The 25,130-nt window shown below is 58.5% G+C and carries 25 protein-coding genes, 1 tRNA gene and 2 pseudogenes; 17 read left to right on the forward strand and 11 right to left on the reverse strand.

The window, feature by feature from the left end:
* Positions 1-155: 155 nt before the first annotated feature.
* Positions 156-230, forward strand: a tRNA-Glu gene (locus EIK79_RS14015).
* Positions 231-514: 284 nt separating this feature from the next.
* Here EIK79_RS14015 and EIK79_RS14020 read toward each other — a convergent pair.
* On the reverse strand, positions 515-898 hold the full coding sequence (locus EIK79_RS14020) for a hypothetical protein (protein ID WP_124955741.1): 384 nt from the start codon (positions 896-898) through the stop codon (positions 515-517).
* A gap of 163 nt (positions 899-1,061) precedes the next feature.
* Positions 1,062-3,883: pseudogene (locus EIK79_RS14025) on the reverse strand (DEAD/DEAH box helicase).
* A gap of 134 nt (positions 3,884-4,017) precedes the next feature.
* On the opposite strand from EIK79_RS14025, the gene EIK79_RS14030 reads away from it, so the two are divergent.
* Positions 4,018-4,416, forward strand: coding sequence for a DoxX family protein (locus EIK79_RS14030; RefSeq protein ID WP_124955743.1), 399 nt, complete (start codon positions 4,018-4,020; stop codon positions 4,414-4,416).
* Positions 4,417-4,446: 30 nt separating this feature from the next.
* Here the strand turns inward: EIK79_RS14030 and EIK79_RS14035 are convergent, their stop codons facing one another.
* Both EIK79_RS14035 and EIK79_RS14040 read right to left on the reverse strand, forming a co-directional pair.
* The gene (locus tag EIK79_RS14035; protein WP_124955745.1) at positions 4,447-5,133 is read right to left on the reverse strand and encodes a hypothetical protein; all 687 of its coding nucleotides are present in this window, start codon (positions 5,131-5,133) and stop codon (positions 4,447-4,449) included.
* A 4-nt stretch (positions 5,134-5,137) separates the two neighbouring features.
* Positions 5,138-6,280, reverse strand: a complete 1,143-nt coding sequence (locus EIK79_RS14040) for a dihydropteroate synthase (protein WP_124955747.1) — start codon at positions 6,278-6,280, stop codon at positions 5,138-5,140.
* 298 nt (positions 6,281-6,578) lie between these two features.
* Here EIK79_RS14040 and EIK79_RS14045 point away from each other — a divergent pair, with 298 nt between their 5' ends.
* The gene (locus tag EIK79_RS14045; protein WP_124955749.1) at positions 6,579-7,313 is read left to right on the forward strand and encodes a phosphatase PAP2 family protein; all 735 of its coding nucleotides are present in this window, start codon (positions 6,579-6,581) and stop codon (positions 7,311-7,313) included.
* Between the two features lie 22 nt (positions 7,314-7,335).
* Here EIK79_RS14045 and EIK79_RS14050 read toward each other — a convergent pair whose 3' ends face one another.
* From EIK79_RS14050 to EIK79_RS14060, 3 genes are read right to left on the reverse strand one after another with little or no spacing between them, the layout of a single operon-like run.
* The gene (locus tag EIK79_RS14050; RefSeq protein WP_124955751.1) at positions 7,336-7,791 is read right to left on the reverse strand and encodes a hypothetical protein; all 456 of its coding nucleotides are present in this window, start codon (positions 7,789-7,791) and stop codon (positions 7,336-7,338) included.
* Between the two features lie 39 nt (positions 7,792-7,830).
* Positions 7,831-8,463: a fibrillarin-like rRNA/tRNA 2'-O-methyltransferase gene (locus EIK79_RS14055; RefSeq protein ID WP_124955753.1), complete on the reverse strand. Its 633-nt coding sequence runs from the start codon at positions 8,461-8,463 to the stop codon at positions 7,831-7,833.
* Position 8,464: 1 nt separating this feature from the next.
* The gene (locus EIK79_RS14060; RefSeq protein ID WP_124955755.1) at positions 8,465-9,328 is read right to left on the reverse strand and encodes an NOP5/NOP56 family protein; all 864 of its coding nucleotides are present in this window, start codon (positions 9,326-9,328) and stop codon (positions 8,465-8,467) included.
* A gap of 220 nt (positions 9,329-9,548) precedes the next feature.
* Between EIK79_RS14060 and EIK79_RS14065 the strand changes: the two genes are divergently transcribed.
* From EIK79_RS14065 to sufD, 3 genes are read left to right on the forward strand one after another with little or no spacing between them, the layout of a single operon-like run.
* The gene (locus tag EIK79_RS14065) at positions 9,549-10,469 is read left to right on the forward strand and encodes an ABC transporter ATP-binding protein (RefSeq protein ID WP_124955757.1); all 921 of its coding nucleotides are present in this window, start codon (positions 9,549-9,551) and stop codon (positions 10,467-10,469) included.
* 29 nt (positions 10,470-10,498) lie between these two features.
* Positions 10,499-11,929, forward strand: coding sequence for a Fe-S cluster assembly protein SufB (gene sufB, locus EIK79_RS14070; RefSeq protein ID WP_124955759.1), 1,431 nt, complete (start codon positions 10,499-10,501; stop codon positions 11,927-11,929).
* Positions 11,930-11,963: 34 nt separating this feature from the next.
* On the forward strand, positions 11,964-13,184 hold the full coding sequence (gene sufD / locus EIK79_RS14075) for a Fe-S cluster assembly protein SufD (protein WP_124955761.1): 1,221 nt from the start codon (positions 11,964-11,966) through the stop codon (positions 13,182-13,184).
* Between the two features lie 72 nt (positions 13,185-13,256).
* Here sufD and EIK79_RS14080 read toward each other — a convergent pair whose 3' ends face one another.
* Positions 13,257-13,643, reverse strand: a complete 387-nt coding sequence (locus tag EIK79_RS14080) for a hypothetical protein (RefSeq protein WP_124955763.1) — start codon at positions 13,641-13,643, stop codon at positions 13,257-13,259.
* A 92-nt stretch (positions 13,644-13,735) separates the two neighbouring features.
* Between EIK79_RS14080 and EIK79_RS14085 the strand changes: the two genes are divergently transcribed.
* The 4 genes from EIK79_RS14085 (at position 13,736) to fen (ending at position 16,340) form a co-directional block, all read left to right on the forward strand.
* Positions 13,736-14,224 carry a ferritin-like domain-containing protein gene (locus EIK79_RS14085; RefSeq protein WP_124955765.1) on the forward strand — a complete coding sequence of 163 codons (489 nt, stop codon included), beginning with the start codon at positions 13,736-13,738 and terminating at the stop codon, positions 14,222-14,224.
* On the forward strand, positions 14,221-14,670 hold the full coding sequence (locus EIK79_RS14090; RefSeq protein WP_124955768.1) for a metal-dependent transcriptional regulator: 450 nt from the start codon (positions 14,221-14,223) through the stop codon (positions 14,668-14,670). Before EIK79_RS14085 ends, EIK79_RS14090 begins: the two co-directional genes overlap by 4 nt.
* 115 nt (positions 14,671-14,785) lie before the next feature.
* Entirely contained in the window at positions 14,786-15,316 is a 531-nt protein-coding gene (locus EIK79_RS14095; protein ID WP_124955770.1) for a GNAT family N-acetyltransferase, read from the forward strand.
* Positions 15,317-15,365: 49 nt separating this feature from the next.
* Positions 15,366-16,340: a flap endonuclease-1 gene (gene fen / locus EIK79_RS14100; RefSeq protein WP_124955772.1), complete on the forward strand. Its 975-nt coding sequence runs from the start codon at positions 15,366-15,368 to the stop codon at positions 16,338-16,340.
* Between the two features lie 22 nt (positions 16,341-16,362).
* Here fen and EIK79_RS14105 read toward each other — a convergent pair whose 3' ends face one another.
* Positions 16,363-17,082 carry a helix-turn-helix domain-containing protein gene (locus EIK79_RS14105; protein ID WP_124955774.1) on the reverse strand — a complete coding sequence of 240 codons (720 nt, stop codon included), beginning with the start codon at positions 17,080-17,082 and terminating at the stop codon, positions 16,363-16,365.
* A gap of 234 nt (positions 17,083-17,316) precedes the next feature.
* Here EIK79_RS14105 and EIK79_RS14110 point away from each other — a divergent pair, with 234 nt between their 5' ends.
* The 4 genes from EIK79_RS14110 to EIK79_RS14125 all read left to right on the forward strand — a co-directional run bounded on the left by EIK79_RS14110 (position 17,317) and on the right by EIK79_RS14125 (position 20,936).
* On the forward strand, positions 17,317-18,318 hold the full coding sequence (locus EIK79_RS14110) for a transcription initiation factor IIB (RefSeq protein ID WP_124955776.1): 1,002 nt from the start codon (positions 17,317-17,319) through the stop codon (positions 18,316-18,318).
* Positions 18,319-18,464: 146 nt separating this feature from the next.
* A complete protein-coding gene (locus EIK79_RS14115) occupies positions 18,465-18,887 on the forward strand; it encodes a cobalamin B12-binding domain-containing protein (RefSeq protein WP_124955778.1) in 423 nt (140 codons plus the stop codon).
* Entirely contained in the window at positions 18,884-19,921 is a 1,038-nt protein-coding gene (meaB, locus tag EIK79_RS14120) for a methylmalonyl Co-A mutase-associated GTPase MeaB (protein ID WP_124955780.1), read from the forward strand. The genes EIK79_RS14115 and meaB overlap by 4 nt, the downstream gene beginning before the upstream one ends.
* Before the next feature lie 70 nt (positions 19,922-19,991).
* The gene (locus EIK79_RS14125) at positions 19,992-20,936 is read left to right on the forward strand and encodes an alpha/beta fold hydrolase (RefSeq protein WP_124955782.1); all 945 of its coding nucleotides are present in this window, start codon (positions 19,992-19,994) and stop codon (positions 20,934-20,936) included.
* 46 nt (positions 20,937-20,982) lie between these two features.
* Here EIK79_RS14125 and EIK79_RS14130 read toward each other — a convergent pair whose 3' ends face one another.
* Together EIK79_RS14130 and EIK79_RS14135 are read right to left on the reverse strand one after the other, a co-directional pair.
* The gene (locus EIK79_RS14130) at positions 20,983-21,225 is read right to left on the reverse strand and encodes a YhbY family RNA-binding protein (protein WP_124955784.1); all 243 of its coding nucleotides are present in this window, start codon (positions 21,223-21,225) and stop codon (positions 20,983-20,985) included.
* A 229-nt stretch (positions 21,226-21,454) separates the two neighbouring features.
* On the reverse strand, positions 21,455-22,597 hold the full coding sequence (locus tag EIK79_RS14135) for an acyl-CoA dehydrogenase family protein (protein ID WP_124955786.1): 1,143 nt from the start codon (positions 22,595-22,597) through the stop codon (positions 21,455-21,457).
* A 150-nt stretch (positions 22,598-22,747) separates the two neighbouring features.
* Between EIK79_RS14135 and EIK79_RS14140 the strand changes: the two genes are divergently transcribed.
* From EIK79_RS14140 to EIK79_RS14150, 3 genes and pseudogenes are all read left to right on the forward strand, one after another.
* Positions 22,748-23,572, forward strand: coding sequence for an RIO1 family regulatory kinase/ATPase domain-containing protein (locus EIK79_RS14140; protein ID WP_124955788.1), 825 nt, complete (start codon positions 22,748-22,750; stop codon positions 23,570-23,572).
* A 48-nt stretch (positions 23,573-23,620) separates the two neighbouring features.
* Positions 23,621-24,382, forward strand: coding sequence for a protein-L-isoaspartate O-methyltransferase family protein (locus EIK79_RS14145; RefSeq protein WP_124955796.1), 762 nt, complete (start codon positions 23,621-23,623; stop codon positions 24,380-24,382).
* A 230-nt stretch (positions 24,383-24,612) separates the two neighbouring features.
* A pseudogene (locus EIK79_RS14150) lies at positions 24,613-25,130 on the forward strand (RNA-guided endonuclease TnpB family protein); the annotation flags it as partial.

A 25,130-nucleotide genomic window follows, 5' to 3' on the forward strand; every position in this document is an offset into this window, starting at 1 on the left:
AGCGAGTGGGAACCAGCGAGTCGCAGCGCGAACGAAGTGAGCGACCGGCTCGCTAGGCGAGCGGTGCGCGAAGCGCACCCGAGCGGAAAAAAGTGGAAGCCAGTGGGCGCGAAAGACAGCGCTTATTAATGACCGGTACACACGTACAGTTGCGCGCTCGGTTGGTGTAGCCCGGCCAATCATGCGGGCCTTTCGAGCCTGCGACGTGGGTTCGAATCCCACACCGAGCAGTGTTCTCACGGTTCTGTCGTTCAGTTTTTCAAGAATATGTCAGAAAATAGAACATGTTCATTGAAGCCCCTACGTAGGTACCGAACACGGCTGTTGTGGACGATCAAATCACACGATCAACGGACGACGCTTGGTAGCAACGCAGACACAAGTTGGATACGGATCACCACTGATAATGATGAAAATACAATTCAGTCCCAGAAACGACCGGCGGAATGCTCTGAATAAGTTGGGTAGGTCCCTAGCAGGCTATCAGGGAACCGAAGAGTCGCTACAGAATACCTTATTGCGGGTTCTGTGTATACTCTGGATCGTCAACCCACTCACCTTCACCTTTACCCAACCATACTAACCAGTATGTATCTTCATTATATTCACTGCAGTGGGGACTCCTTGGAGTTACCCATCCTTGTCCTTCCTTAGAATCATCAAAGCCGTGGATATGTTGACCACCACAGAACGGGCAGGGATCAATTATCGAATTTTCTTCCGGCACAAAGGATTCAGACTCGGTATCACAGTCCTCTCGTCCTATTTCGATAATTGGTTCGTTTGACCATGTTTCATAAACTTCTTCATACGATATGTCAGCGTGTTCAGATTCATGTATAATTTGTTCCTTTGATAACTCATCAACTACTACTAGTTCAGAATACTCCGCTGTCACAAGCTATATAGTTAGTGTATGACTTTATATTTTTGGTTGAATATTAGATACCCACTATTCATAAATACTATAAAACATTATATAATAATTACAATATTCTTTCAATAATAATATTCTATTCATTATAATAATTGGATATAGAACTATAGTGAATAATTGGTGATCAGTCCCAGAACGCTTTCGTCCGGGCGTACTGTTGTTCCTGTGAAAGGATATCCCGGTAGAAGTCGGCTTCGTTCTCCCTGAGTTTCGCAATGATCCGCGCGGCATTGTGGGGACCGACGCCGCGGGCAGCGAGCGCGATCACGGCCTGTTTGCCGTGGCTCTGGACGAGATTCGCCGCACGATAGGCGCGTTCGGTCATTTTCTCCTGTTCGTCGTCCTTCTCGGCGGCGTTGACCGCGTCGACCACTTCATCGGCCCACGGATTGAGCGCAGCGATCTGGGTCGAATCGCAGTTCGGACACTGTGGCTGGTCGGGAACGCGTTTTACCTGTTGGGTGCGCTCCCAGTCGAGACAGTGCAGGCAGACCAACAGCATCCGGTCGTCCTGAATGCGTTCTTTGACGGTCTGGATGACGCTCGCGTCGGCGTTTTCGGGCGTGAGCAGCTCCCGACCCGAGGAGCGTCCACCGGTGCCGATCGGCGTTCGTCCCGATACCGTCGAGATCGTCACGTCGCCGTCCTGTACCCGACGAAGAAGATCGATCGTCTCCGGCACCGCAAGCTCCTCATACTGGACTACCCGGAGCGCTTCCTCATACACCGGCGTATCAGCGAGCGCGTCGAGCATCCGTGACCGTCCGAACGACGACGAGCCGCGCCAGCGTTTGAGCGCGCCGAATTTGGCAGCGACCTGCGCGAGCGTGAATTTCAGCACATCCGAGCGTTTCAGCCCCAACTCGATGACGCCCGCCACGTGTTCAGGAGTCGTGGTCTCCAGCACGTCCACGATGTCGCCGTGCGAGATCCCACGAGGCACTTCCAGCTCGATCCGGTAGGGATCAGTTTCCAGCCCGACCGACGATCCCGTCTGTTGTCCGATGAGCGCGGAGATGACGCGCCCAAGTGTATCGTTGATCTTGTGTCCGAACGGCGCGTTAAGGAGGAATTCCCGTCCGTGCGATTCGAGCACGATCCGATCCGCGTCGGGCATCGCCTCGGTGTGGCGTTCGATCTGAGCGAGCGCCTCATTTGCCGTATGTTCGTCAGTCGGATACAGCTCGCACAGCCACCGAGCAACTGTTTCGCGGGAGTTTCCCGCATCGAACTGTTGTCGGGCGCTCGCCCGCAGCGATCCGACATCCTGTGCCACCGCGTACGGCACCGGAATCTCTTGGCCGGTCCACGACGGCACTTCCCCACCCGGATCCTCGATCGGAGAGACCGTGACCGACCCCTCCTCTTCGTCGATCTCAACGATGCGCCACATCTCACCGCGCTGGATGAACACCTCTCCCGGCTCTGCGAAGTCCACAACAAACCGCTCATCCAGTGTCCCGATCTGGCGGCCACTCGCCACATCCTCGACGCCGTACGTCGTTTCGTCCGGTATCATCGACAGATTGTCGTAGAAATATTTCCACGTGCCACCGGACTTTTCGAGGCGATCCGCGTCCTCATCGAGCCAAAGCAGCCGGTTCGATGACAGCTCTCGGACGATCTCTCGGAACGTCTCCGCTGCGAGATCCCGAAACGGGAACGCGCGTGTCGTGATCTCGTAGGCTTGACGGGCACTGATCTCGCCGTGGCCCATCAATAGCCCGACAATCTGGTTTGCAACGGTGTCAAGGCTTCCTTCATGAACCGTCGTCGGTTCGACAGCGCCGTCGGTCGCTCGGTCGGCAATAACAAGCGATTCGAAGGTATCATCGGGCCGGGTCGTGATGATCGTTCCCGTCGATCGATCATTCCGTCGGTGACCGGCCGTCCGACGCGCTGGAGGAGTCGGGAAACCTGACGGGGACTGGAGTACTGGATGACGTGATCAATGTGCCCGACATCGATGCCCAACTCCATCGAAGAGGTACACAACAGCGCGTCGAGTTCGCCGTCCTTGAACCGATCTTCGACATCGATACGGGCCGTCTTCGAGAGCGAGCCGTGGTGAACACCAACACTCGCACCGACCGCTTTGAACCGAGATCCGAGCGCTTCCGCTGTTTGTCTCGTATTAACGAACAGGAGTGTCGATTCGTGGTCGTCGATGATTTCACGCATCACGCGGACGTGGCTGGCGATGTCCGCTTCGGTGAGCAGCTGCCCGGCCAGCTGTTCGTCTTCAGCTGTGATTTCGGGCATACGGACGCGAACGTCGAGCGCACTCCCTGCGTTGATTGTCACGGTCTCACACGCACGATCGCCAGTAAGAAAGCGTCCAACAGTGTCCGGATCACCGACGGTCGCGGACAAGCCGATGCGCTGGAACGGCCCAGCTAGCGCTCGGAGCCGTTCGAGTGCGAGCGTGAGCTGTGCGCCGCGTTTTGATCCAGCAAGCTCGTGTACCTCGTCGACGACGACGTGCTCGATGTCCGACAGTGCCCGTCTGAGCTTTGAGCCGGTGAGCATCGCTTGGAGCGTTTCCGGTGTCGTCACGAGCACGTCGGGGGGATCGTCAGCCTGTTTGGTGCGTTGATACTGCGTCGTATCGCCGTGACGAACGTCAATATCGAGATCCAGCTGTTCGCCCCACCACTCCAGCCGGTCTTGCATATCCCGGTTCAGTGCTCGCAGCGGCGTGATGTACAGCGCTGATATTCCGTGCCTGTCGGTGCCGACCAGTGCATCGAACACCGGAAGCATCGCGGTCTCGGTCTTTCCAGTTCCGGTGGGGGCGACGATGAGCGCGTTCGACCCGGTGGCTAACACCGGAAGCGCCCGGCGCTGTGGCTCCGTGGGGGTTGTGAATCCTCGCTTGGAAAGCACCGACCGGACGGGTGCGCCCAGCGCCGTGAACGCGTCGACACCACCAGCGTTGCTCTCCATCACTACTGCTAGTCGCGGGAATCGATTAAGGCTCACGGGGTCGTTGGGAACAGTCCACGTAACCGAGACGAAGGCTACAAAAGTAAGTCCATTGAGCGAATATCTCGGGGTATGGTTCGGACGGGTGAAGAGAGATGACTGAAGAGACTACAGAACAATCACACAGTCTGAGCCTTCGTGTGGCTCGGCTGTTGTTCGGAGGCGTTCTCGCGTTTTCGGCTATCGACAACCTGCGCGATCTCGATGGCATGATCGAGTACGCGAAAGCCAACGACGCACCAGCGCCCGAAGTGACGGTTCCGGCTGCGAGCGGATCGCTTCTCGCGGGAAGCATTGGGATCGCCTTCTGGCGACGGCCCAAGCTCGCAGCGTTGGCAGTGCTGACATTTCTCGTCGGCACCACGCCGGTGATGCACGATTTCTGGGCTGTCGATGAGGAGCAACAGGAGATGGAACTGATTCAGTTCATCAAAAACCTCGGACTCATCGGCGGGGCGCTTGCGTTTCTCGACGTAGCCAAGCGAGAACAGTAGCGGCGACGGACTCTAGCTCGGAACTGCCGATCAGCTGTGATTTTTGAGATCGTCGGTGTCGACCGCCGTTCGGTACTCATCGAGCACTGAAAAACGCTCGTGGCGGCGCTGTTCGAGCACCCGGAGGAGCCGCTTTGCCCACTGGAGTTTCCGGGACTTCATCGGATTTACGTCAGCATCGTCGAATTCCCAGCCGAGAAACGTTAATGAGCCGGCTCCACAGTGATCTGCGAGGAATGCGGCACGATCGCCGTCCGTGAATCCGCCCGCGTTCACCACGTGCGCTACGGGCTCTGCCTGTGTCGTTGGGAGTACGTTGTCTCGATCCATGGCGGGAACATACCGCTCAACCGCTGGGATGTTGTCCCCGTGGGCTGCGACCGCGACCGGCGTTCCGTGGCGAGTCAGCGACACAACTGTTTCGGGATCGGTGTCAAGATCCGTGACCGCCAGGTCGATCGCAGTGCCCGTCTGCTGACAGTGTTTGATACCCCCTCCAGCAGCGATCACGCGGTCGAAGCGACCGATCTGGGCGTCATCACCGATCGATCCGCCACCAACGATCACGACCGCCTCACCGGTGAGCGCGAGCCGATCGAGATCGAACGAGGTGGTAAGCGCAGCGAGGCGATCCCGCCCTCGTTCGTCGGCTCCGCGATCGATACCCAGATCGTCGAGGATCGTAGTGTACAGTGGTTCCCACTCCGAGAAGTCCACGGGATTACGCCTCCGTTCGGGCTGCGATCGTGTCGAGCTGTCGAGCGATCGTCGGTGGATGGTCGTTCATATCGGCTATCGCCACCAGCGCAGCGGGAGTACCGAGGAGGATGCCCGCTGTTTCCTGCTGCCCAGAGACGAACGTCACACCGTACTCCGCAGCGACAGTCGAGAGGTGGTCCCGATCTTCTGGGGTAAGCCCCGACAGCTCGAACGCTCGCATCACACCCGCGTCGGGATCCGCTGTCTCCGCATCAATCCGGTCGAAGTGACGGCGGAGTTCACTCGGTGTCTGCACGTCGAGTTCCTCGACCCCAGTGGCTTCATTCCGGAGCCGATTCTGTGTGAACGCACGACCAATAATGGCAGCGTCCCGCGTCTCGGCCACGTCGTGAGTCCGAACAACGTGTGCGCCGCGTTCGACCGCCATCGCTGTCGCCGCGAGCGACACGGGCAGAGCGTCCTCCGTCGAGCGGTCCGCAAACTCTCGGAGGAAGTTCTTCCGGTTGATAGACACGAGAATCGGCTGTCCCAATCCCCGAAATTCCCGAAGTCGCTCGAACGTCTCCCGGTCGTCCGCGAGCGTTTTCTCGGCCGACCACCCCCCGAACGCGGGATCGACGATCGTCTTCTCGGTGAGTCCGTTTCTCGATAGCGCCTCATAGATCTCCTCGACGCTCTCCACTGCGCCTGGTCGTTCAAGATCCGGCGGGCTGGCCATTTTGACGACGGCAGCGTCGTGCTGGTCACACACGCGGGGCAGCTCTGGATCGGCAAAGCCACAGATATCGTTCACCATGTCGAAGCCGCCATCGAGCGCAGCGCTTGCGACCTCGTGGTAACGCGTCTCGATGGAGAACACGGCGTCACCGCTCACCGATTCGATCGCCTCCAGCGCCGTGTCGAGTCGGGCCAACTCTTCTTCAGCCGACAGCACCTCGAAGCGCTTGTTTGCCGATTCGAGACCGACATCCACGATGTCCGCCCCCTCTCCGATGAGCTGCTCATCGGTGTACGCGGCCGCTTGTCCGGGATCGTCGAAGACGCTGGGTTTGTACGGCGACTCCGCGCTGACGTTGAGCACGCCCATGATTCGCGGCGGATAGTCGTCGCCGATGCCGAGACCGGCGGCCTCCACGTTTTGCATACGCCGTGTTGGCAGGGCGTGCACAAATCCGCCACGATCACCAATCGATTTCAGTTCGCACAATTCTTTGTGCGTTTCCTTGGCACTAATAGATTCCGTTTGGTATTCGGGCTGCTATAGACTGTGGATTGCGTAGTCGGGTGACGCGATTCACGCCCGCCCTAAAGGGCGGGATTCTCTCGCTGGTTCAAGATAGCAGGATACTCAAGTAGTGATGGGTCGATAGATGGCCTACTGCCAATGCTGCTGACGATGAAACGATGGCCAAGCGAAACATCTCACGAGGAGGGTGTCTGAGATGGCACGAGGAATCGGTGAAGTCGGGGTCGTAAATCAGCTTCCTGACTGGTCCGTGCTTCTTGCCGGGATCGTAACGCAACTGGGGGATATGTGGTTCGTGCTCGTTCTCATCGGCGCGTTCTACGTGGTGACACGACGTGACCCGTCACTTACACAATATCCGTTACGTGATTGTTCATTCCTTCTGGCGTTGGCACTCGGGGCCTACGCGTTGACGGCCGTGGCAAAATACGCGTTCGGACTTCCTCGCCCGCCGGGGGCCACGATAGCGGTTCCTCCGGCGTGGATCCCGTCAATTGGGACGCCGGTGTATGAGTCTTTCGTCACCGCCGATAGTTTCGGGTTTCCGAGCGGTCATGCTTCGAAATCGACGGCCGTTTACGGCGGAGTGGCACTCGTGTTCGAACAGTGGTCTACCCGACGCCGTCGCGCACTTGGTGCGACGGGCGTGATATTCGCGGTTGCGCTGTCGCGAGTGGTGTTGGGCGTTCACTACGTGGTTGACGTGGTTGTTGGCTTCTGTCTCGGCGGTGTGTTCCTGTGGATCCTATGGACGGTCGCCGGAACCGATCCCCGGCGGTCGTTTGCCGTGACAGGGGTACTGGGAGTGCTCGCGGTCGGTGTATCGTCCACGACGGCTCCTCTCGTCGTTGTCGTCGCGTCGCTCACTGGAATCGGGATGTGGGAACGCTGGGGTACCGTCCGTCAGGATTACGACGGAGCGCTTCGGTGATCGGCGCGTAGCGGGTCGACAGTCAAAAGTCCGGTAGATCTTCGGGGGGTTCGTAGTCGGATTCCCAATCGATGTACTCCGCTTTGAGCACGTCACAGACGACCTGTCCGAATTCGGTAAGCCCGGCGTTGATTGCCGAAACTGTTCCCCACGAATCAAGCTCTGGGTGGATATCACGCTCGCGCCAGTCTTCGGGCAGTCCTGGCGCGTGATAGCCAACCCGGTCTGCGAAGCCGTCCCAGAAGAAATCGAACCGGGAGAACAGCCCGAGATCGGTGACGATGGCGAATTCGTCTTCGTCTATCGGCGTCTCCGTGGTCCACTGTTCGAACGCCGCTTCCCACGCACCAGCCGCTAAGAACTCCTGTATCTCCTCGCGACGGTACTCATCGCCCATCACCTCACTGTCCTCGTACTCGTCGGGATCGATTTCTGCTTCGAGCGTGGGCGGTTCGGGGGGATCGACTGCGAGACTCATAGCCGTGCTATGGGGGCGACCGCTAAAAGATGATGTTCATCACCACGTCGGTCGCGCGACGACCGCGAGATGATCATCGTGAAGCGGATCAAGCCGTTCAGTGTCGAGTATCTCGTACCCTTCGAGTTGGGACCGGAACGTCTCGAACACGTCAGTCGGATCGGCTGTCACATCCTCGCTGCGGGCTTTGACGACCGCCAGCAGCCGACCGTTCTGTTTGAGAAATCGGCGGTTTTCGTTAGCGACTCGCGCTTGGCCGCGCGTAGCAACGTCTTGAACGATCACGTCGACCGGTTCGACGACATGGGCGTACGCCTCCGGTTTCCGGGCGTCTTTGAGCAACACGAACAGGTTCGGTCGTGAGTCAGCGACCGTGAGGAGATCGCGCACCGGACGGGCGGCGAACTCCACCGCGTACGTCGGCCCAGCGAAATCGGCCACGTGACTGACTGTCGTTCCTGCCGCCGCCCCGAGGTATAACACCGTCTCGTCGCCGCTCAGCCCGGTCTCCATTCCTCGGTCGAGCATTGCCCCTAGCTTTGAGCGACGAATATCCCACGCGCGCCAGTCGCCGTCGGTCGGTTCGCCATACACCGGTTGCCCACGCGTCGCCAGTCGTTCATTGCTATCGAACCGACGGCGTTCCACACCAGTAGGAAGAGTTCCTGTCATCTCAGTCCCCTCGCTCCCTGATACGGGCGATCCGCTCGTCGAGTTCCGCTTGTAGCTCCGGGCGTCGGTCCCCCGAGTAATGATCGATCCGGGCCGCGATCGTGAGCTTCCCGGCGAGCGCGCGCGCCGCAGTGCCACGGTGTTCGGGCGCGGTGCCTGAGACGTACTCATGGACGTAGATGATCCCGTGTTTCGGGGAGGATGCACGCCCGCTCAGATGCGCAAACAGGGCGTCCTCAGCCCCGAGTAGCTGTACTGTTCCGCTGGGCTTCTTTGCGAGCGTCTCTAACCCACCTGCCAGGGCGATGAGCCGCGCCGCCAACACCGGGCCGGCCAGCATCGACACGTTAGGCGCAACCTCTGGGGTAACGCGTTCGATGGTGTCGCGCAACGCTTGCCCTTCGTCATCGAGCGCACGAACCTGCGCCGCGAGCGAACTGAGCCGCGCGTCCAGTGCTCCACGACGATCCTCTGAATCAGCTGCCGTCTCGTCAGCAATCTCTCGTGCGTACTCGATCCCCGTCCCCGGATCGTCGAAGCTGGCTCCTGCCCACGCCGAAACGCGTTCGGCAAGCTCGTTTGCGACCCGCTCAACATCGTCCATCGCGCGAACACAGTGGATGATCCGTTGGACATCCGTGCCCTCACGTTCGCGAACTTGTGTGCGCGCGACCGCTGTCGTCACGTCGTGGAGCACCTCATAATACTGCGATCGGTTATCGACGAATCCGGACTCGACAGCGTGATCGGGCCACGCTGCCGGAGACTCCGCTGACCCGTGTTCAATGGCATGTCGAGCACTGGAACCGTCTCCTGGATCCACACCCCTGAACCACCCCGAATCAGACACGGCATCCTCGTTCATACCCCGGGTAGAACCGGTGCCCGTATATGCGTTCTCGAAACGACCGCCTGGACCATGCTCGGTAAGATTATAATATTATCTACAATAAATCACTGTAGCTGTAGCCTGTAATGTTTTGTCGTTGATGAACTTTGGTTTCTGAAACCCAAACTCGATCACGATCGATACGAAAACATTATACGCGAGACGATCCGAGACAGGACAAGAAGGTACTCGTGTTATGGCACGGCTAGAAATCAAAAACCTTCACGCGAAGGTAAACGAAGACGGTGGGGAGAAGATTCTGAACGGCGTCGACCTCGAAGTCGCTTCGGGTGAGATCCACGCACTGATGGGTCCCAACGGCAGCGGCAAATCGACGACAGCGAAGGTGATCGCCGGACATCCGGCGTACGAAGTCACCGACGGTGAGGTGTTGATCCATATCGATGATGATGAGTTCGACGACATCGAGGTCGCTGAGGACGATCAGACGTGGAACATCCTCGATCTGGAGCCGAACGAGCGGGCGGCGCTCGGCGTGTTCCTCGGCTTCCAGTATCCGGCCGAGATCGAGGGCGTCACGATGGTGAACTTCCTCCGGACGGCGCTGAACGCCAAGCTCGAAGAGCGCGAAGAGCTGTTTGAAGACGACGAGGAGACGGAAGCGGAAGCAGAACCGGAAGAGGACGACGCCGGGTACGACACTAGCCCAATGGAAGGCGATGTCGATGAGGGCGAAATCGGCGTTGCCGAGTTCCAGCAGCTCCTCAAAGAGAAGATGGAACAGCTCGAAATGGATGAGACGTTCGCCCAGCGGTATCTCAACGCTGGCTTCTCAGGCGGTGAGAAGAAGCAAAACGAGGTTTTGCAGGCTGCGATCCTCGAACCGTCGATCGCGGTGCTGGATGAGATCGACTCGGGACTCGACATCGATCGTCTCCAAGACGTGTCGACGGGAATCAACGCGCTGCGCGACGAGCAGAACGCTGGCATCCTCCAGATCACGCACTACCAGCGCATCCTCGATTACGTTGAGCCCGACCACGTCCACATCATGCTCGACGGAGAAGTCGCCATGAGCGGTGGCTCCGAGTTGGCCGTAAAGCTTGAAGAGAACGGCTACGATTGGGTCCGCGAGGAAGTGTACGAGACAGCCTGATAAGCGTAGAGTCCCAACACATACACAATATGAGTTCAGAACAAGATCATCTCAAAGAAACTGATACGGAGGCTCGTTTCGGGTTCAAAAAAGAGCAGAACTCCGCGTTCGAGACCGAGAAGGGTTTGACGGAAGAGACCATTCGGCTCATCAGCGATGACAAAGACGAACCCGACTGGATGCGCGACCGACGACTCCGCGCACTCCGCCAGTTCCACGAGATGCCGATGCCGACGGACTGGCCCGGTCAGCCCGATCTGACCGAAGTCGATATCGACGAGATCGTTCCCTACATCCGCCCAGACATCGACACTCGGGGCGGCGTCGACGACTGGGAGGAACTGCCCGAGGAGATTCAGGACACGTTCGATAAGCTGGGTATTCCCGAAGCGGAGAAAAACGCGCTTTCGGGCGTCGGTGCGCAGTATGAGTCCGAGATCGTCTACCAGAACATGCAAGAGCAGTGGGAGGAGAAGGGTGTCATCTTCTGTGACATGGACAAAGCCGTCCAGGAGCACCCCGACCTCGTTGAGGAGTACTTCATGACGAAGTGCGTCCCACCAAGCGACAACAAGTTCGCTGCGCTGCACGGTGCGGTCTGGTCCGGTGGCTCGTTCGTCTACGTTCCTGAGGATGTAACCGTCGAGATGCCGGTCCAAGCGTACTTCCGAATGAACTCGGAGGGCATGGGCCAGTTCGAGCATACGCTGATCGTTGCGGAAAAGAACAGCGAGGTTCACTACATCGAGGGCTGTTCTGCGCCCCAGTACAGCCAGTTTAACCTCCACTCTGGTTGTGTCGAGGTGTTCGTTAAGGAGGGCGCACACGTTCAGTACTCGACGGTGCAAAACTGGTCGAAGAACACGTACAACCTCAACACGAAGCGAGCGATCACCGAGAAGGACGCGACGATGGAGTGGGTCTCTGGTAGCATGGGATCGAAAGCGACCATGCTGTATCCCTGTACCATCCTCAAGGGTCCGGGCGCGACGGATAACCACATCACGATCGCCTTTGCCGGCGAAGGCCAGAACATCGATACCGGCGCGAAGGTGTATCACAACGCGCCGAACACGAAATCGACGATCGAGTCGAAATCCATCTCGAAGGACGGTGGCCGCACGAACTACCGTGGACTGGTCCACATCGCTGACGGTGCCGAAGATTCGAGTACGAGCGTCGAGTGTGACGCGCTGATGTTCGACAACGAATCGACCTCCGATACGATGCCGTACATGGAGATCGAGGAGTCGAAAGTCGATGTTGCCCACGAGGCGACCGTCGGGAAGATCGGTGACGAAGACGTGTTCTATCTCCAGTCGCGCGGGCTGGACGACGACGACGCAAAGCAGATGATCGTCGCCGGTTTCATCGAGCCGATCACCGAGGAACTGCCAATCGAGTACGCGGTCGAACTGAACCGGCTCATCGAACTCGAAATGGAGGGCAGCCTCGGCTGATCGAGGCAACCGGGCGAGACACACATTCATTATAATGAGTACACAGGTACACGCAACACTCACGGAACAGCACGTACGGGCGATCAGCGAGGAACTCGGAGAGCCTGACTGGCTGCTCGAAACCCGTCTCGACGCGCTCGAAGCGTTGGAGACGCTTCCATTCCCCGATGTCATCCAGACACCGGGGCGCACATGGACCGATCTTTCGGAGTTGGATTTCGAGGCGTTGGTGGAGCCGTCCACCACAGCCGATGAAAAAGAACGGGAAGCCCCCGAGGAAGTCGACGTACTGTCGTTCGCACAGGCCGTCGAGGACCACGAGGAACTCCTCCGCGAGCAGTTCGGGAGCGTCGTCGACCCCCAGACGAACTATCTCACGGCGCTACAGACGGCGCTGTTCACGTCGGGGACAGTCATCTACGTCCCTGACGGTGTCGACGCCGAGTCAGTGACAATCCGAACGACGATGGACAGCCAATCGCTGTTCAACTACACGCTTGTCGTTGTCGAACAGTCGTCGTCGGTGACGATTCTCGAACGCCAAGAGACGGGAGCCGACGCCGACAGTGACAGCCGGTATTACAGCGGGATCGTCGAACTTGTCGCGGGCGAAAACAGCTACGTCCAGTACGGGTCCTTGCAGGACCTTTCCGAAGACACGTACAACTACCAGCTCAAGCGCGCCAGCACCGATACGTACGCCAACGCCGATTGGATCGACTGCAACATCGGTTCTCGGCTGACCAAAACGAGCGTCGAAACAACGCTCGCGGGAGAAGCATCGGAGTCGAAGATCGTCGGTGCGTTCTACGGACACAACGACCAACACTTCGACGTGGATTCCCGTGTTTGGCACGAGAACGAACACACCACCGCGGATCTCGTCACTCGGGGCGTCATCGACGACGACGCCCGCTCGGTGTACGAAGGCGTCCAAGACGTTGGCTCGGAGGCGTGGAACACGAACTCCTACCAGCGTGAGAACACGCTAATGCTCTCCGATGAGAGCGAAGCCGACGCCTCACCGAAGCTCATCATCAACAACCACGACACTGAGGCGAGCCACTCCGCGACAGTCGGACAGGTTGACGCGAACGACCTGTTTTACATGACTTCGCGGGGCGTAAGCGAACATCTGGCGAAAAACATGCTCGTCAGCGGCTTTTTCGTCCCCGTTCTCGACGAGATCGAAGTCGAAGAGCTACGGGAGGACGTAAACGGTCGCGTTCAGGATCGTCTGCAAGCGCGATCGTAAGCCGCTCCGGTTGAACGATTCTACCGTCTCTGTTTTCTCTGTTCGTGCATCTGTCTGATACGGTCGACAACCTCACGAGAGGTGTCTATGAGACGGGCTGTTACACCGGCAGGGAACCCCATCGATGTGGAGGGCGAGGATGGCGTCAAGCGTGTCGTAGTCAACACCGAGGTGGGCGGTTGCCGTGCTGTCGATTCCTCCCGAAAGCGGTGTGAGTGCACCGTCGAAACCGGTCGAATCGACCTGCTCCTGTCTTCTGGGTAGAATCGATTGACACTGAAAAAACGTGGAACAAATGCCATTCTGTACAAAAATAAGTTGTAACGATAGCGTCTCAGAACCCTCTGTTGCGGCGCGGATCAGTCCAGTATTGTTCTTGTGTTGCTCGTGTTCGACCGTCGAGGAGACGGTGTGCGAATCGTTAGGATCGGTGCTCTGTTGCTGTAATTGAGCGAACATGGCACAAGAGGGAACGACTTAACTTTCAGCACCTCTGAAGCGGAGTATGATCACGAACGCATCGCCCGCTGACCACTGCTCTATGATTCGACATGAGTATTACGCGCGCTGTCGGGTCTGACCATCAGCTCGCCCGACTCTTACAGATCGGGATGGTGCTCGAAGAGGTCGTCGAGGCACGGGCGTACAAACACGCCCAATCCATGGAAACCGAACCCGAAGCCGAGATCCTCGCGTTGCTCGAAGACGCGGCCGAAGAGTCGGCTGAACACCGTACCAAACTAGAGTCGTTGGTCGATAAGCTCGAAGCCGAGCCGGTTCCGTTCGATCAGATCGAGCCGCTCGTTGAGGCACAGTACGGCCAGACCAAACCCGAGGACTTCGACGGCGTGTTGTACGATCAGCTCTGTAACGAAGAGACCGCATACAAGTTCTACGACGACGTTATCACCGCCATCGAAGCGTCCGAAACGTCGTTCAGCATCGATCGTCACCACCTCGTAACTGTCCTCAGCGGCATCCGCGAAGAGGAAGCAGACGGTGTCGAAGAAGTGACCACGATGATGGAGTCCCGACAATGAACACGTCCGACCAGTATCTCAAAGTGATCTATCTCGTTCAGCAAGTCGAGGATGGTCCCGCCTCAACGGGTCGCATTGCCGATATGCTGGACGTCAGCCCTGCGAGCGCTAATGAAATGATCGGCAAACTCCAAGAACGAGGGTTTGCCGACCACGAAAAGTACAAGGGCGTCTCGTTGACCGAAGAGGGGATCGTCCGTGCCCGGGACGCCCTCCAGACGTACTGTATCATTGAACGGTTCCTCATCGAGGTGCTCGAAGTTGAACGGTTCAGGGAGGAAGCCAAGACCCTTGAAACGGTGATCGACAGCACCGTTGCCGAACGACTCGACACCATCATCGACCGCGAGTCACAGTGTCCCTCCTGTTTTGCTCCCGAAGCGGACGTTTGTGAACTGCTGGAGTGTGACGCCGTCGAATCCGTTGACTCGGAAATGGCTGACTGAGCGGGTGGGTACGGCAGGTTGCAACGATTTGGAGGACTTTACCCCCGATGCTTCGGGTCCTGTCCCGAACGCGTGGGAACAGAGGACACATTCGTCTCCTCATTCTATCGACGATATGGAATACGAGGTGTTGGGGTGGCCGTCGGCGGGTCCGACGCTCCGACTCGATCACCGGGAGTTCGCCTACGCCGGGAAGTTCGTCATGTCGAACACCGGAAAGGCGATCGTTCGTGATTCCGCCGCTGGCTCTGACATCGTGGGAGCGGTTGCGTTCAACGAGGACCGCACAGCCCCCGACACGGTGTGGTTTCGGTACATCACAACCCGGAAAGAACGCCGCGGCGAGGGTATCGGTGCCCGACTCGCGGCGTACACCACAGCCCGAGCGCACGACCGTGGCTACGACCGGGTCGTGATCGCGGTCAACAACCCCTTTGCGTATCACGCGCTGTCGAAAGCTGGCTTTGGATTCACTGGCGAGCGAACCGGCATCGCTGAATTAGTGCTCGAACACCCCAGCGATCGGGCGCGTTACCGGGAGGGATTGGCCGTTTTCCGGGAGCGAGACCTCACAGAAGCCGAGCAGGCATTTCTCGACGCGAAAGCGGACGCGGGACCGCCGCCGGTCGTGACGCTCCCTGATTGATACGACCGCCGACGGATCACTTACATTCCGTCGCCGGATACATCCAGCAATGGGAAACGCCGCACTCCGAGAACTCGCAGTCATCGAAGACGTATCCTTCGATGCGCTCAGTGGCGTCGTCGCAGTAGACGCCCACAACTGGCTCTACCGGTATCTCACGACGACAGTCAGGTTCACGACCGAGGACGCGTACACGACCGCGGACGGCACGGAAGTTGCGAACCTCGTCGGGATTGTTCAGGGGCTACCGAAGTTCTTCGAACACGGTCTAACCCCGGTGTTCGTCTTCGACGGCGGTGTTACGGATCTCAAAAGCGACGAGATTGAACAGCGCCGTGAACAGCGCGAACGCTACGAAGAGCAGCTCGAAACCGCACGCGAGGAGGCGGACGCCGTCGCCGTTTCGCGGCTCGAATCGCGTACCCAACGCCTGACCGACGTGATTCACGAAACAACGCGGGAACTCCTCACCCATCTCGACGTACCGATCGTCGAAGCCCCTGCAGAGGGTGAGGCACAGGCAGCGCATATGGCTCGCACCGGAGCGGCGGAGTTCGTTGGCAGCGAAGACTACGACGCCCTGTTGTTGGGCGCACCGCACACCCTTCGACAGCTGACGAGTTCAGGCGATCCCGAGCGGATGGATTTCGAGGCAACGTTAGAAAAACACGATCTCACGTGGGAGCAACTCGTGGATGTCGCACTCCTCTGTGGCACCGACTTCAACGACGGCGTCGACGGCATTGGTCCGAAGACGGCAGTGCAGTTGATTCACGAGCATGGCGACCTCTGGGGCGTTCTTGACGCAGAAGGGGCGTACGTCGAACACGCCGATATCATCCGGGAGCTGTTTCTGAATCCTGACGTGACTGATGAGTACACCCTCGACACCGACCTCTCCCCTGACATCGACGCCGCCAGGGAATACGTCGCTGGCTGGGAGATCCCCGACAGCACCGTCGAACGCGGCTTTGAACGCATCCAAGACTCCATTGCACAAACTGGACTCGACGACTGGGTGTAAGTGTGCTAGGTGAACCACCGTCTCACAAGCACTCGGTGACGAAATGGTTGGCGAGCCACGATTCAGCGCGTTGGAGACGGTACTGCAGCGTGGATTGTGGTACGTCAACTTCGGTGGCGAGTTCGGTCAGCGATGTCTCACGCGGCGTCTGGTAGTAGCCGTGCTCGACTGCCAGTCTGAGCGCTTCGCGTTGCTCATAGGAGAGCGCCGTCGCTGAGATCGCTTCGTCAGTCCAATGGGTCGGATCAGTGAGGTGGGACAACGACACGGTGATGCCGTCGGAAAGCTCCGCTTGGAGGGCGTCGTACAACCGCCCAACGTTCGCGTCGTTACGCATCAGTATGCGCCACTCGTACTGATTCACGTTCCGTTTCGTTTCATAGAACAACCCATCACCGAGATACTCCACAGCAAGCGACGGAAGCGTTCGACATTGGTCGGTGCCCGACCGGTACGTATACATCGTACAGCTCGTCGCATCTCGGGAGAGCAGTTCGTACTCCCGGTGGGACTGACACGCTGGCTGATCCGGACACTCGTTACAGCGATCGGTGTCGAGAAGAAGATACTCCAACTGATCGATGGCCGAAGCCGGCCCGGAAATACGATCAAGCCGCCACATGGCGTCTCGCGTGATCGAACACGCTACCGACTTCGAAAGCGCTCCCGGATGTTCGATGAACACGTCCGCAATCGGATCGACGCCGGAATCGTACTCAAGCGTGATTACGAACTCCCGCATACGGAAAGTCGGTGCATACCGAAGTAATAATTGTCGATCGAGGGTGAATACATGGTACGTCAATAAGCCTTTTCCTTCGGAGACACGTGAATTACGGCGGATGTCAGACGCCGCTGGATGGGCCGCATCATAGGTTCGGTCATCACCGAAGACATTTCTATTACTGTGCGATCACAAGTGGTGTACACGAGTAGCGAGTCGATGAGTACTGCGACCTCTTCAGTTTCATAGCCAGTGAACAACGTAACATCGTACAAGCGGGCTGACGTATCGACAGCAGATACCGCGACACCGGAGCGTGAGCACTCACAGTCGGACCGAACAGTGTGCCCGGAGTGTAACGGGTCACTCGTCGAGGATTCCGAACACGGCGAATTGGTTTGTCAAGACTGTGGTCTCGTCATCGAAAGCGATGAGATCGATCGCGGGCCGGAGTGGCGAGCATTCGACACCCAAGAGAAAGACGAAAAAAGTCGTGTCGGTGCCCCGACGACGAATATGCTGCACGATAAGGGGTTATCGACCACGATCGACTGGCAGGACACAGACGCCTACGGCACCGCCTTATCGTCTCGACAGCGCCAGAAAGTACAGCGACTCCGAACGTGGAACACGCGCGTACAGGCGGGTGATGCTCATGAGCGCAACCTCAAACAGGCGCTCGGGGAGATCGAACGCATGGCGTCGGCGCTCGGTCTGCCCGAAACGGTTCGTGAGACCGCGAGTGTCATCTATCGACGCGCGCTTTCTGAAGGACATCTACAGGGACGGTCGATCGAAGGCGTGGCAACCGCCGCGTTGTACGCCGCTGGGAGACAGGCCAATACACCCCGAACGCTCGATGAAGTGGCCGCTGTCAGCCGCGTCGAGGCGCTCCGATTCAAACGCGCCTACCGCCATCTGGTGCAGGCGTTAGAACTCGAAATCGCACCAGCACGGCCGACGAGCTACCTGCCACGGTTTGCAAGCGAGCTTCAGGCGAGTAACGAAACTGAACGACAGGCGCGCGATCTCCTCGACGCTGCACACCGCAAAGGTGTTCATAGTGGGAAAAATCCGGTCGGATTGGCCGCTGCTGCCCTGTACGCTGCCGGACTACTCACGGACGCAGATCTCACCCAACAACAGATCTCCGACGTTGCCGACGTTAGCGCGGTTACGATCCGCAAACGCTACCGTGAACTCCTTCGAGCGGGCTACGACAACGCGCCTGACCTAGAGGACGCCAGCGATTGATCGCCTTGGTGAGGACACTGATCAACGGGTTTCAACCATCTGCTGATCAAACGTCGGACGAACGTCTCACAATCTTCGATATGTTCCCATGAACGATCATGTATTACCGTTAGAGTCAAACCCGAGCTGGGTTTATTAGGTACAATATGAGCACAGAGCAGGGTCAGGGACAGCGCGCGGTGCGTTGTCTCGTCGCCAAAGTGGGTTTAGACGGCCACGATCGGGGAGCGCACGTGATTGCCCGAGCGTTCCGAGACGCCGGGTTTGAAGTGATCTATTCGGGCTTACACAAGTCGCCAGACGAAATCGTTCAGGCAGCAGTACAGGAGGATGTTGATGTTCTCGGGGTTTCGATCCTGTCGGGAGCACACAACACGCTCGTGCCGAAGATCGTCGATGGGTTGGCGGAGTACAACGCGTTATCAGACACACTCGTGATCGTTGGGGGGATCGTTCCCGAAGACGACCGTCCCGAGCTCAAAGAACTCGGTGTTGCTGAGATCTTCGGACCGGGTGCATCGATGGAGGAAACGATCCAGTTCGTTCGCGAGAACGCCCCTCAGCGATGAGTCTGGTTTCGGATCTGCTAGCGGGTGACCACCGAGCGCTCGCCCGAACGATCACGACCATTGAGAACCGAGCGTCTGGCTATCGGGACATCGTGAGTGAACTGCACGAACACACCGGCACCGCGGACGTGATCGGTGTTACTGGGAGTCCGGGCGCAGGGAAATCAACGCTCGTGGACAAACTCACACGGCAGTACCGGGACAACGATCTTACGGTCGGTGTGCTCGCCATTGATCCGTCTTCGCCGTTCACGGGCGGATCGGTGCTCGGTGACCGTATTCGTATGGGTTCGACCACGGGCGATATGGACGTGTTCGTCCGCTCAATGAGCGCTCGTGGGCGACTCGGCGGCTTATCGACCGCGACGGCCGACGCCGTGAAAGCGCTCGACGCGTTCGGGAAGGACAAGATCATCATCGAAACCGTCGGGGCCGGACAGAACGAGATCGACATCGTGAAAACGGCGGACACGGTCGCCGTGCTCGTGCCACCTGAGACGGGAGACGATATTCAGATGCTCAAAGCCGGTATCTTCGAAATCGGTGACGTGTTCGTTGTCAACAAAGCCGATCTTTCGGGAGCTGACCGCACCGTGAAAGAACTCCAGGAGATGATCCGGACTCGTGAGGATTACACGACCGGAGAGAACGAGCCCACAGCGATCGATCAGGCAATCGATCGGACCGAGACAGACTGGGAGCCACAGGTCATCGAAACGATCGCTAACGACGGGGAGGGCGTTGAGGAACTCGCCACCGTGCTTCAGGAGCACGCCGAGTATCTCGTCGAGTCGGGTACGCGAACCCGACGCGCTCAGCAGCGCTATGCCCAAGAGATCACCACACATCTCCGGGAAGACCTCCGACATCTCACTGCACAGGAGATCGACGCGCGAGGCAGTCTCGACGAATTCGCCGCAGCAGTCACCCGCCGGGAGACTGATCCCTACACGATCGTCGACGAACTGATCGCTCCGATCGAGGAATGCATCCACCACCGCGCCGACCGCGAGGAGATCGATCCTGAACGCTGATCGTCCCGACGGTTGCTTCGGGAACGTGTATTTCACCCACAGTTAAGCCGCCGACTGTCGTACGACAGATATGGGACTTCGAAGGCTTCTTGCAGGAACTGTCGGCGGGCTCGGACTCGTTGCCGCCACAAACCGGTTTTTGACCCAGCAGGCGGAGCAACTCCGAGCACCGCTCGGACGATCGACAGAAGAGTACCGTTGGCGTGGGTTCGACATCGCGTATACGGAGGCTGGATCGCCCGACGATCAAGACTTGTTACTGTTGCATGGACTCAACGCTGCTGGATCGAGCGCGGAGTTCGCTGCTGTGTTCGACAGCTTAACAGACGAGTATCACGTCATCGCGCCGGATTTGCCGGGGTTTGGGCTATCTGATCGACCACCACTGCTGTACTCTCCGTCGCTGTACGTGACGTTCATCACCGACTTCATCCGCGACATGACTGACGAACCGCGCGTGGTCGGATCGTCAGTCACCGGTGCGTACGCGACGATGGCGGCTGAGACGGAAGCCGTTTCGTCGCTTGTGCTCGTCTGTCCGACCACCACGACGATGCCCGGCAATCGGACGTGGCTGCGGTCCGTGTTGCGATCCCCCGTGATTGGTGAGGGACTGTTTAATCTGATGACAAGCAAATCCTCGCTACGGCATTTCAGCGCCGATCACGGACTGTACGATTCCGATACCGTCGACGCGGAGTACATCGAATACCGGTGGCAAACGACCCATCAACCCGGGGCACGCTTTGCACCGGCCTCGTTCTTCAGCGGAGCACTCGATCCAGATGTGGAACTCGGAACAGCGCTGGCGGAGTTGGACGTTCCTGTGCGACTCGTGTGGGGACGGAACGCGACGACGACGCCGCTCACGACCGGGCAGTCGCTCGCGTCACACGCCGACGCCGAGCTCGCCGTATTCGATGATGCGATGTTGCTTCCACACGTCGAACATCCCCAGGGATTCACCGATGTCGTGGCCGATACGGAGGGTGCAGACAACTACCTCGTCGACTAACCGTTATCAAAACTACTCCTATTCAGTGTTCAGCAACGAAGAGAGCTCAGTGATACACCGCGGTATGGCCGCGCGTTTCGATGAGTTCTGCGTCGACCTTCAAGGCGAGCTCGGTTGCCAACTCGTCGGTCGTCGTCCCTCCTCGTGAGGACCGGAGGAACTTCACTTTCACGAGCGTTCGTTCGGAGAGTTGGTCGCGCAGTTCGTCCGTCACGGAGTCGATTCCCCGCTTTCCGACTCGGATCGTCGCGTCGATTTCGTGGGCACGCTCGTGCAGATCGTCACTCATACTGAACCGTACTTTCGGTACCACAGTCAAACTGACGATCCAACGCATCCGAGGTCCATCAATCCAACCGACTGACTGAACACTGTCGCAGTGGCGGCGCGGCGGCGGAAGCGGAGACGAAGACGGAGCGGAGAGGTCACTCACCGCGAGCGAAGCTCGCGGCTTTTTTGCCCCATCTTTTTTGCGGGAGAGTGCGCTCCGCGCACCCGAGCGGAAAAAAGGTGGAGGGTCATAACCCAAGCTCTCGTCCGAGCACCAGGCGCTGGATCTCGCTCGTTCCTTCTCCGATCTCCATGAGCTTGGCGTCCCGATAGAACCGTTGGGGGGCGAAGTCGGTGGTGTAGCCGTAGCCACCGAGCACTTGGACGGCGTCTTCAGCGACCTCGCGGCTGGTCTCGCTCGCGTCAAGTTTTGCCAGCGCCGAGAGTCGCGTCACGTCCTCGCCCTCGTCGTACATCGTTGCGGCCTTGTGGGTCAACAGCCGCGAGCGTTCGATCTTCCGGTCCATGCCGACGATCATGTCCCGAACGGCGTCGAATTCCGAGATCGGTGAGCCAAACTGTTCGCGTTCGGTTGCGTACTCACGAGCCGCCTCGAACGCGCCCTGTGCGAGACCCGTCGAGAGCGCTGCGATCGAGATCCGACCACCCGAAAGGGTCGCTTTGGTCTGGTCCCACCCATCCCCCTCTGCACCGAGCAATCGGTTTTCAGGAATCCGACAGTCGGTGAACGTGATTTCACACGTCGGAGAGGCGTTGAGTCCCATCTTATCCCAAAGGGTGGTCACCTCGAACCCGTCGTCTTCCCGTGGATCAACGATGAACGTCGAGATGCCGTCGTACCCCGCCTCGGGATCGGTAACGGCCTTGACGAGGATCGAACCGGCCTCGCTGGCGTTCGTGATGAACTGCTTTGTACCGTTGAGCACGTACTCGTCGCCGTCCGCTTCAGCAACCGTCGACATGTCACTTGCGTCGCTGCCGCTTCCAGGCTCGGTCAACGCCCACGAACCGATGTACTCTCCCTCTGCGAGCGGTCGGAGCCAGCGCTCTTTTTGCTCCAGCGTTCCGAACAGCTCGATCGGTTTTGATGCGAGACTGACATGAGCCGCGTACGACAGGCCAACCGATCCCGACACGCGCCCGAGTTCCTCGGTGACCACCGCGTACATGAGCTGATCGCCACCGAGACCGCCGTGTTCTTCCTCGATCGGAACGCCCATCATATCTAACTCCGACAATGCGTCGAAGATTTCTGCGGGATACCGGTGTTCCGCTTCGATCTCTTGGGCGATCGGGGCGATTTCTTGGTCACAGAATTCCCGAACCGTCTCTCGGATCATCTGATGTTCATCGGGTAGGTCGAACTCCATACTCGTGATGAGTGATGGGTTGTATAAAAACTACGGCAAATGTTTGTGTGGACGATACGGTTAAGGTGTATGACGCGGTATGGGTGTGAAATTAACACATATTTGATAATCGGCAACACTCATACGGCCTGCCCGCAATAGTTCAGATGAATGGTGATTCGTCAGCTCATCAGGGGTTCAATCGAGTGGGATCGACTGGAAAGTGTCATGCTGGAAGTCGCCCACCGGTACGACGAGGAGTCACTCCGCGTCGAATTCCTAGAGGCTGACAACTGGTTATCGGTTCCCTGTAGGGTGAATGATCAGTGGTTTGTCAAGGTTATCTCTAATCAGCACGCGCTAGTTCACACGTTCATCACCACCGGGCGGAATCTCGGCGCGCTGTCGAGCGGGCAGATGCGATTTTTCGAGCACGTACAGACACCGATCGAGATGGCACAGCAGGAACTCCGCGCGACACGAACGATGCGCGACATCGGGATCAACGTTCCCGAACCGATCGAAGCGTTCGAACACGACGGGCTGGGTGTGCTCGTAGTGGAGTATCTCAACGAGTTTCGAACGTTGAGTGACCTTCCCGACAACGTTGTTGAGCAGTTCGTTCCGGATCTGTTCGCGTCGCTCGCACAGGTGCATGATGTCGGTCTCGCTCACGGGGATCTCCGGGCTGCAAACGTGCTCATTGCTAACGATGAGCTGTATCTTATCGACGCCACGAACGTCCGGAACCAAGAGATCGGTGCCGCGCGCGCGTACGATCTCGCCTGTGCACTCGCTGCGCTTGAACCCCACGTTGGTCCGCGCGTCGCTGTCGGTGCCGCAGCTCAGCAGTACACGGCTGATGACCTTCTCGCCGCGCGCGACTTCCTTGATTTCGTCAATATGCGTCCGGATCACGATTTCGATGCTGCGGGAACTAAAGGCGAAATCGAGAAAAACGCCGCACACGCCGACGAATCCGACGCCGAACAGTGAGTAATGGATAGCCGCGCGATTGATTAGGGTCTAGTTCTGAACGTGCGTATGGAACAGGCGGTGTTACGAGACGATATGGTGGCCAGTCTCGAACACGATACGAAAGGCTGGATCGAAACCGAGTCGGTCAGTCTCGCTATGCGGACGGTTCCGCGCCACGAATTCGTCCCACCGGCCCACCAAGAGCGCGCGTACACCGATTGCTCGTTCGAGCGATTCGGGTCGCGTGTGCTCGCCCCGAGTACTGTTGCACGCCTCATCGAAGCGCTTGCCCTCCCCGCCGACGGCTCTGTGCTCGTTGTGGGTGCCGGCGTCGGCTACACAGCGGCCGTCATTGCGGAGATAGTCGGTGCGCACAACGTTCATGCGGTCGATATCACTCGACGACTGGTGACTGACGCCCGGCGCAACCTCGCTGCTGCCGACTACGACGGTGTGCTTGTCGACTGCCACAACGGCAGCGAGGGTCTGGTTGAGTACGCGCCCTACGACCGAATCCTGGTTGAGGCCGCCGCGGTCAACCCCCCAGTTGCGCTCGTTCGTCAACTCACTCCCGAGGGACGGTTACTCATTCCGCTCGGAACGAACCCACAGACGTTGACACTGGTCGCATCAGACGGTGAGCGCACCGCCGAATTCGGCCGGGTCGCGTTCGATCCCCTGTTGATCGACGGCGAACAGGGAGACACGATCGAGCGGAACCGGACGCTGCGCGAAGATCGCGAATTCGCTGCGCGTGAGAGCACGAGTCGGTCGGGGTGGGAACACGACTGGATCGATTGGACACAGCAGACACACGACTATCTTTAAACAGCGAGAGAATCCCGCGTGAATCGCGTAAGTCCCTCTACGCAACCGCCGTTAATCGGCTGAACTGGATTCCATACGTTCGTCAATGCACTCTCTAACGAGGCTTGAGAGGTTGATATGGTTCTCTCGAATCCATTCGTCCTGTTCTTCTCGGATTGTGACGTTTCGTCGGTTCACAGTTCCACTATGGTATAGGTACAGTTAAGTGTGTATAGTGTGTAACGTGTGGCATGGCAGAGACGGTGACGAAGACACTCGAAGCTACCCTCGCCCCACCGACGCAGGGCAAAGAGGTACGTCTTCGCCGCCTTCTTTCCACCTACCGCGAGGCGTTAGACGATGCGTTCGATTCGGGAGCGGATACAATGGGTGGCGTCAGCGACGTAGTGACGCCGTTCGACCTCCCGTATCAGGCGAAGGCTGCCCTCTGTAGCTACGTTCCGAAACTACGGAAGACGTACAACGCCCGCGAGTTAGACGATGAACACCCGCTCCGGCTCACAAATCAAGCCGCGACGTTCGACCGGGACGAATCTCGACACTACGAGATTTGTTGGAACGTCCCTCTGCCGGGCTACGGAACGAACTTCTGGATTCCGCTTCGGTTGAACCCGGAGCAAGAACCGTTGTGGCACGATCTCCTCGACGGAGACGCCAAAGCCGGCGAGATACGGCTACAGCAGAACAGGAGCTGTTGGGTGCTACACGCCACCGTTCAGTACGAGGTATCCGACCCCGAGACGGACGG

It is taken from the genome of Halocatena pleomorpha, from assembly GCF_003862495.1.
GTDB classification, from domain to species: domain Archaea; phylum Halobacteriota; class Halobacteria; order Halobacteriales; family Haloarculaceae; genus Halocatena; species Halocatena pleomorpha.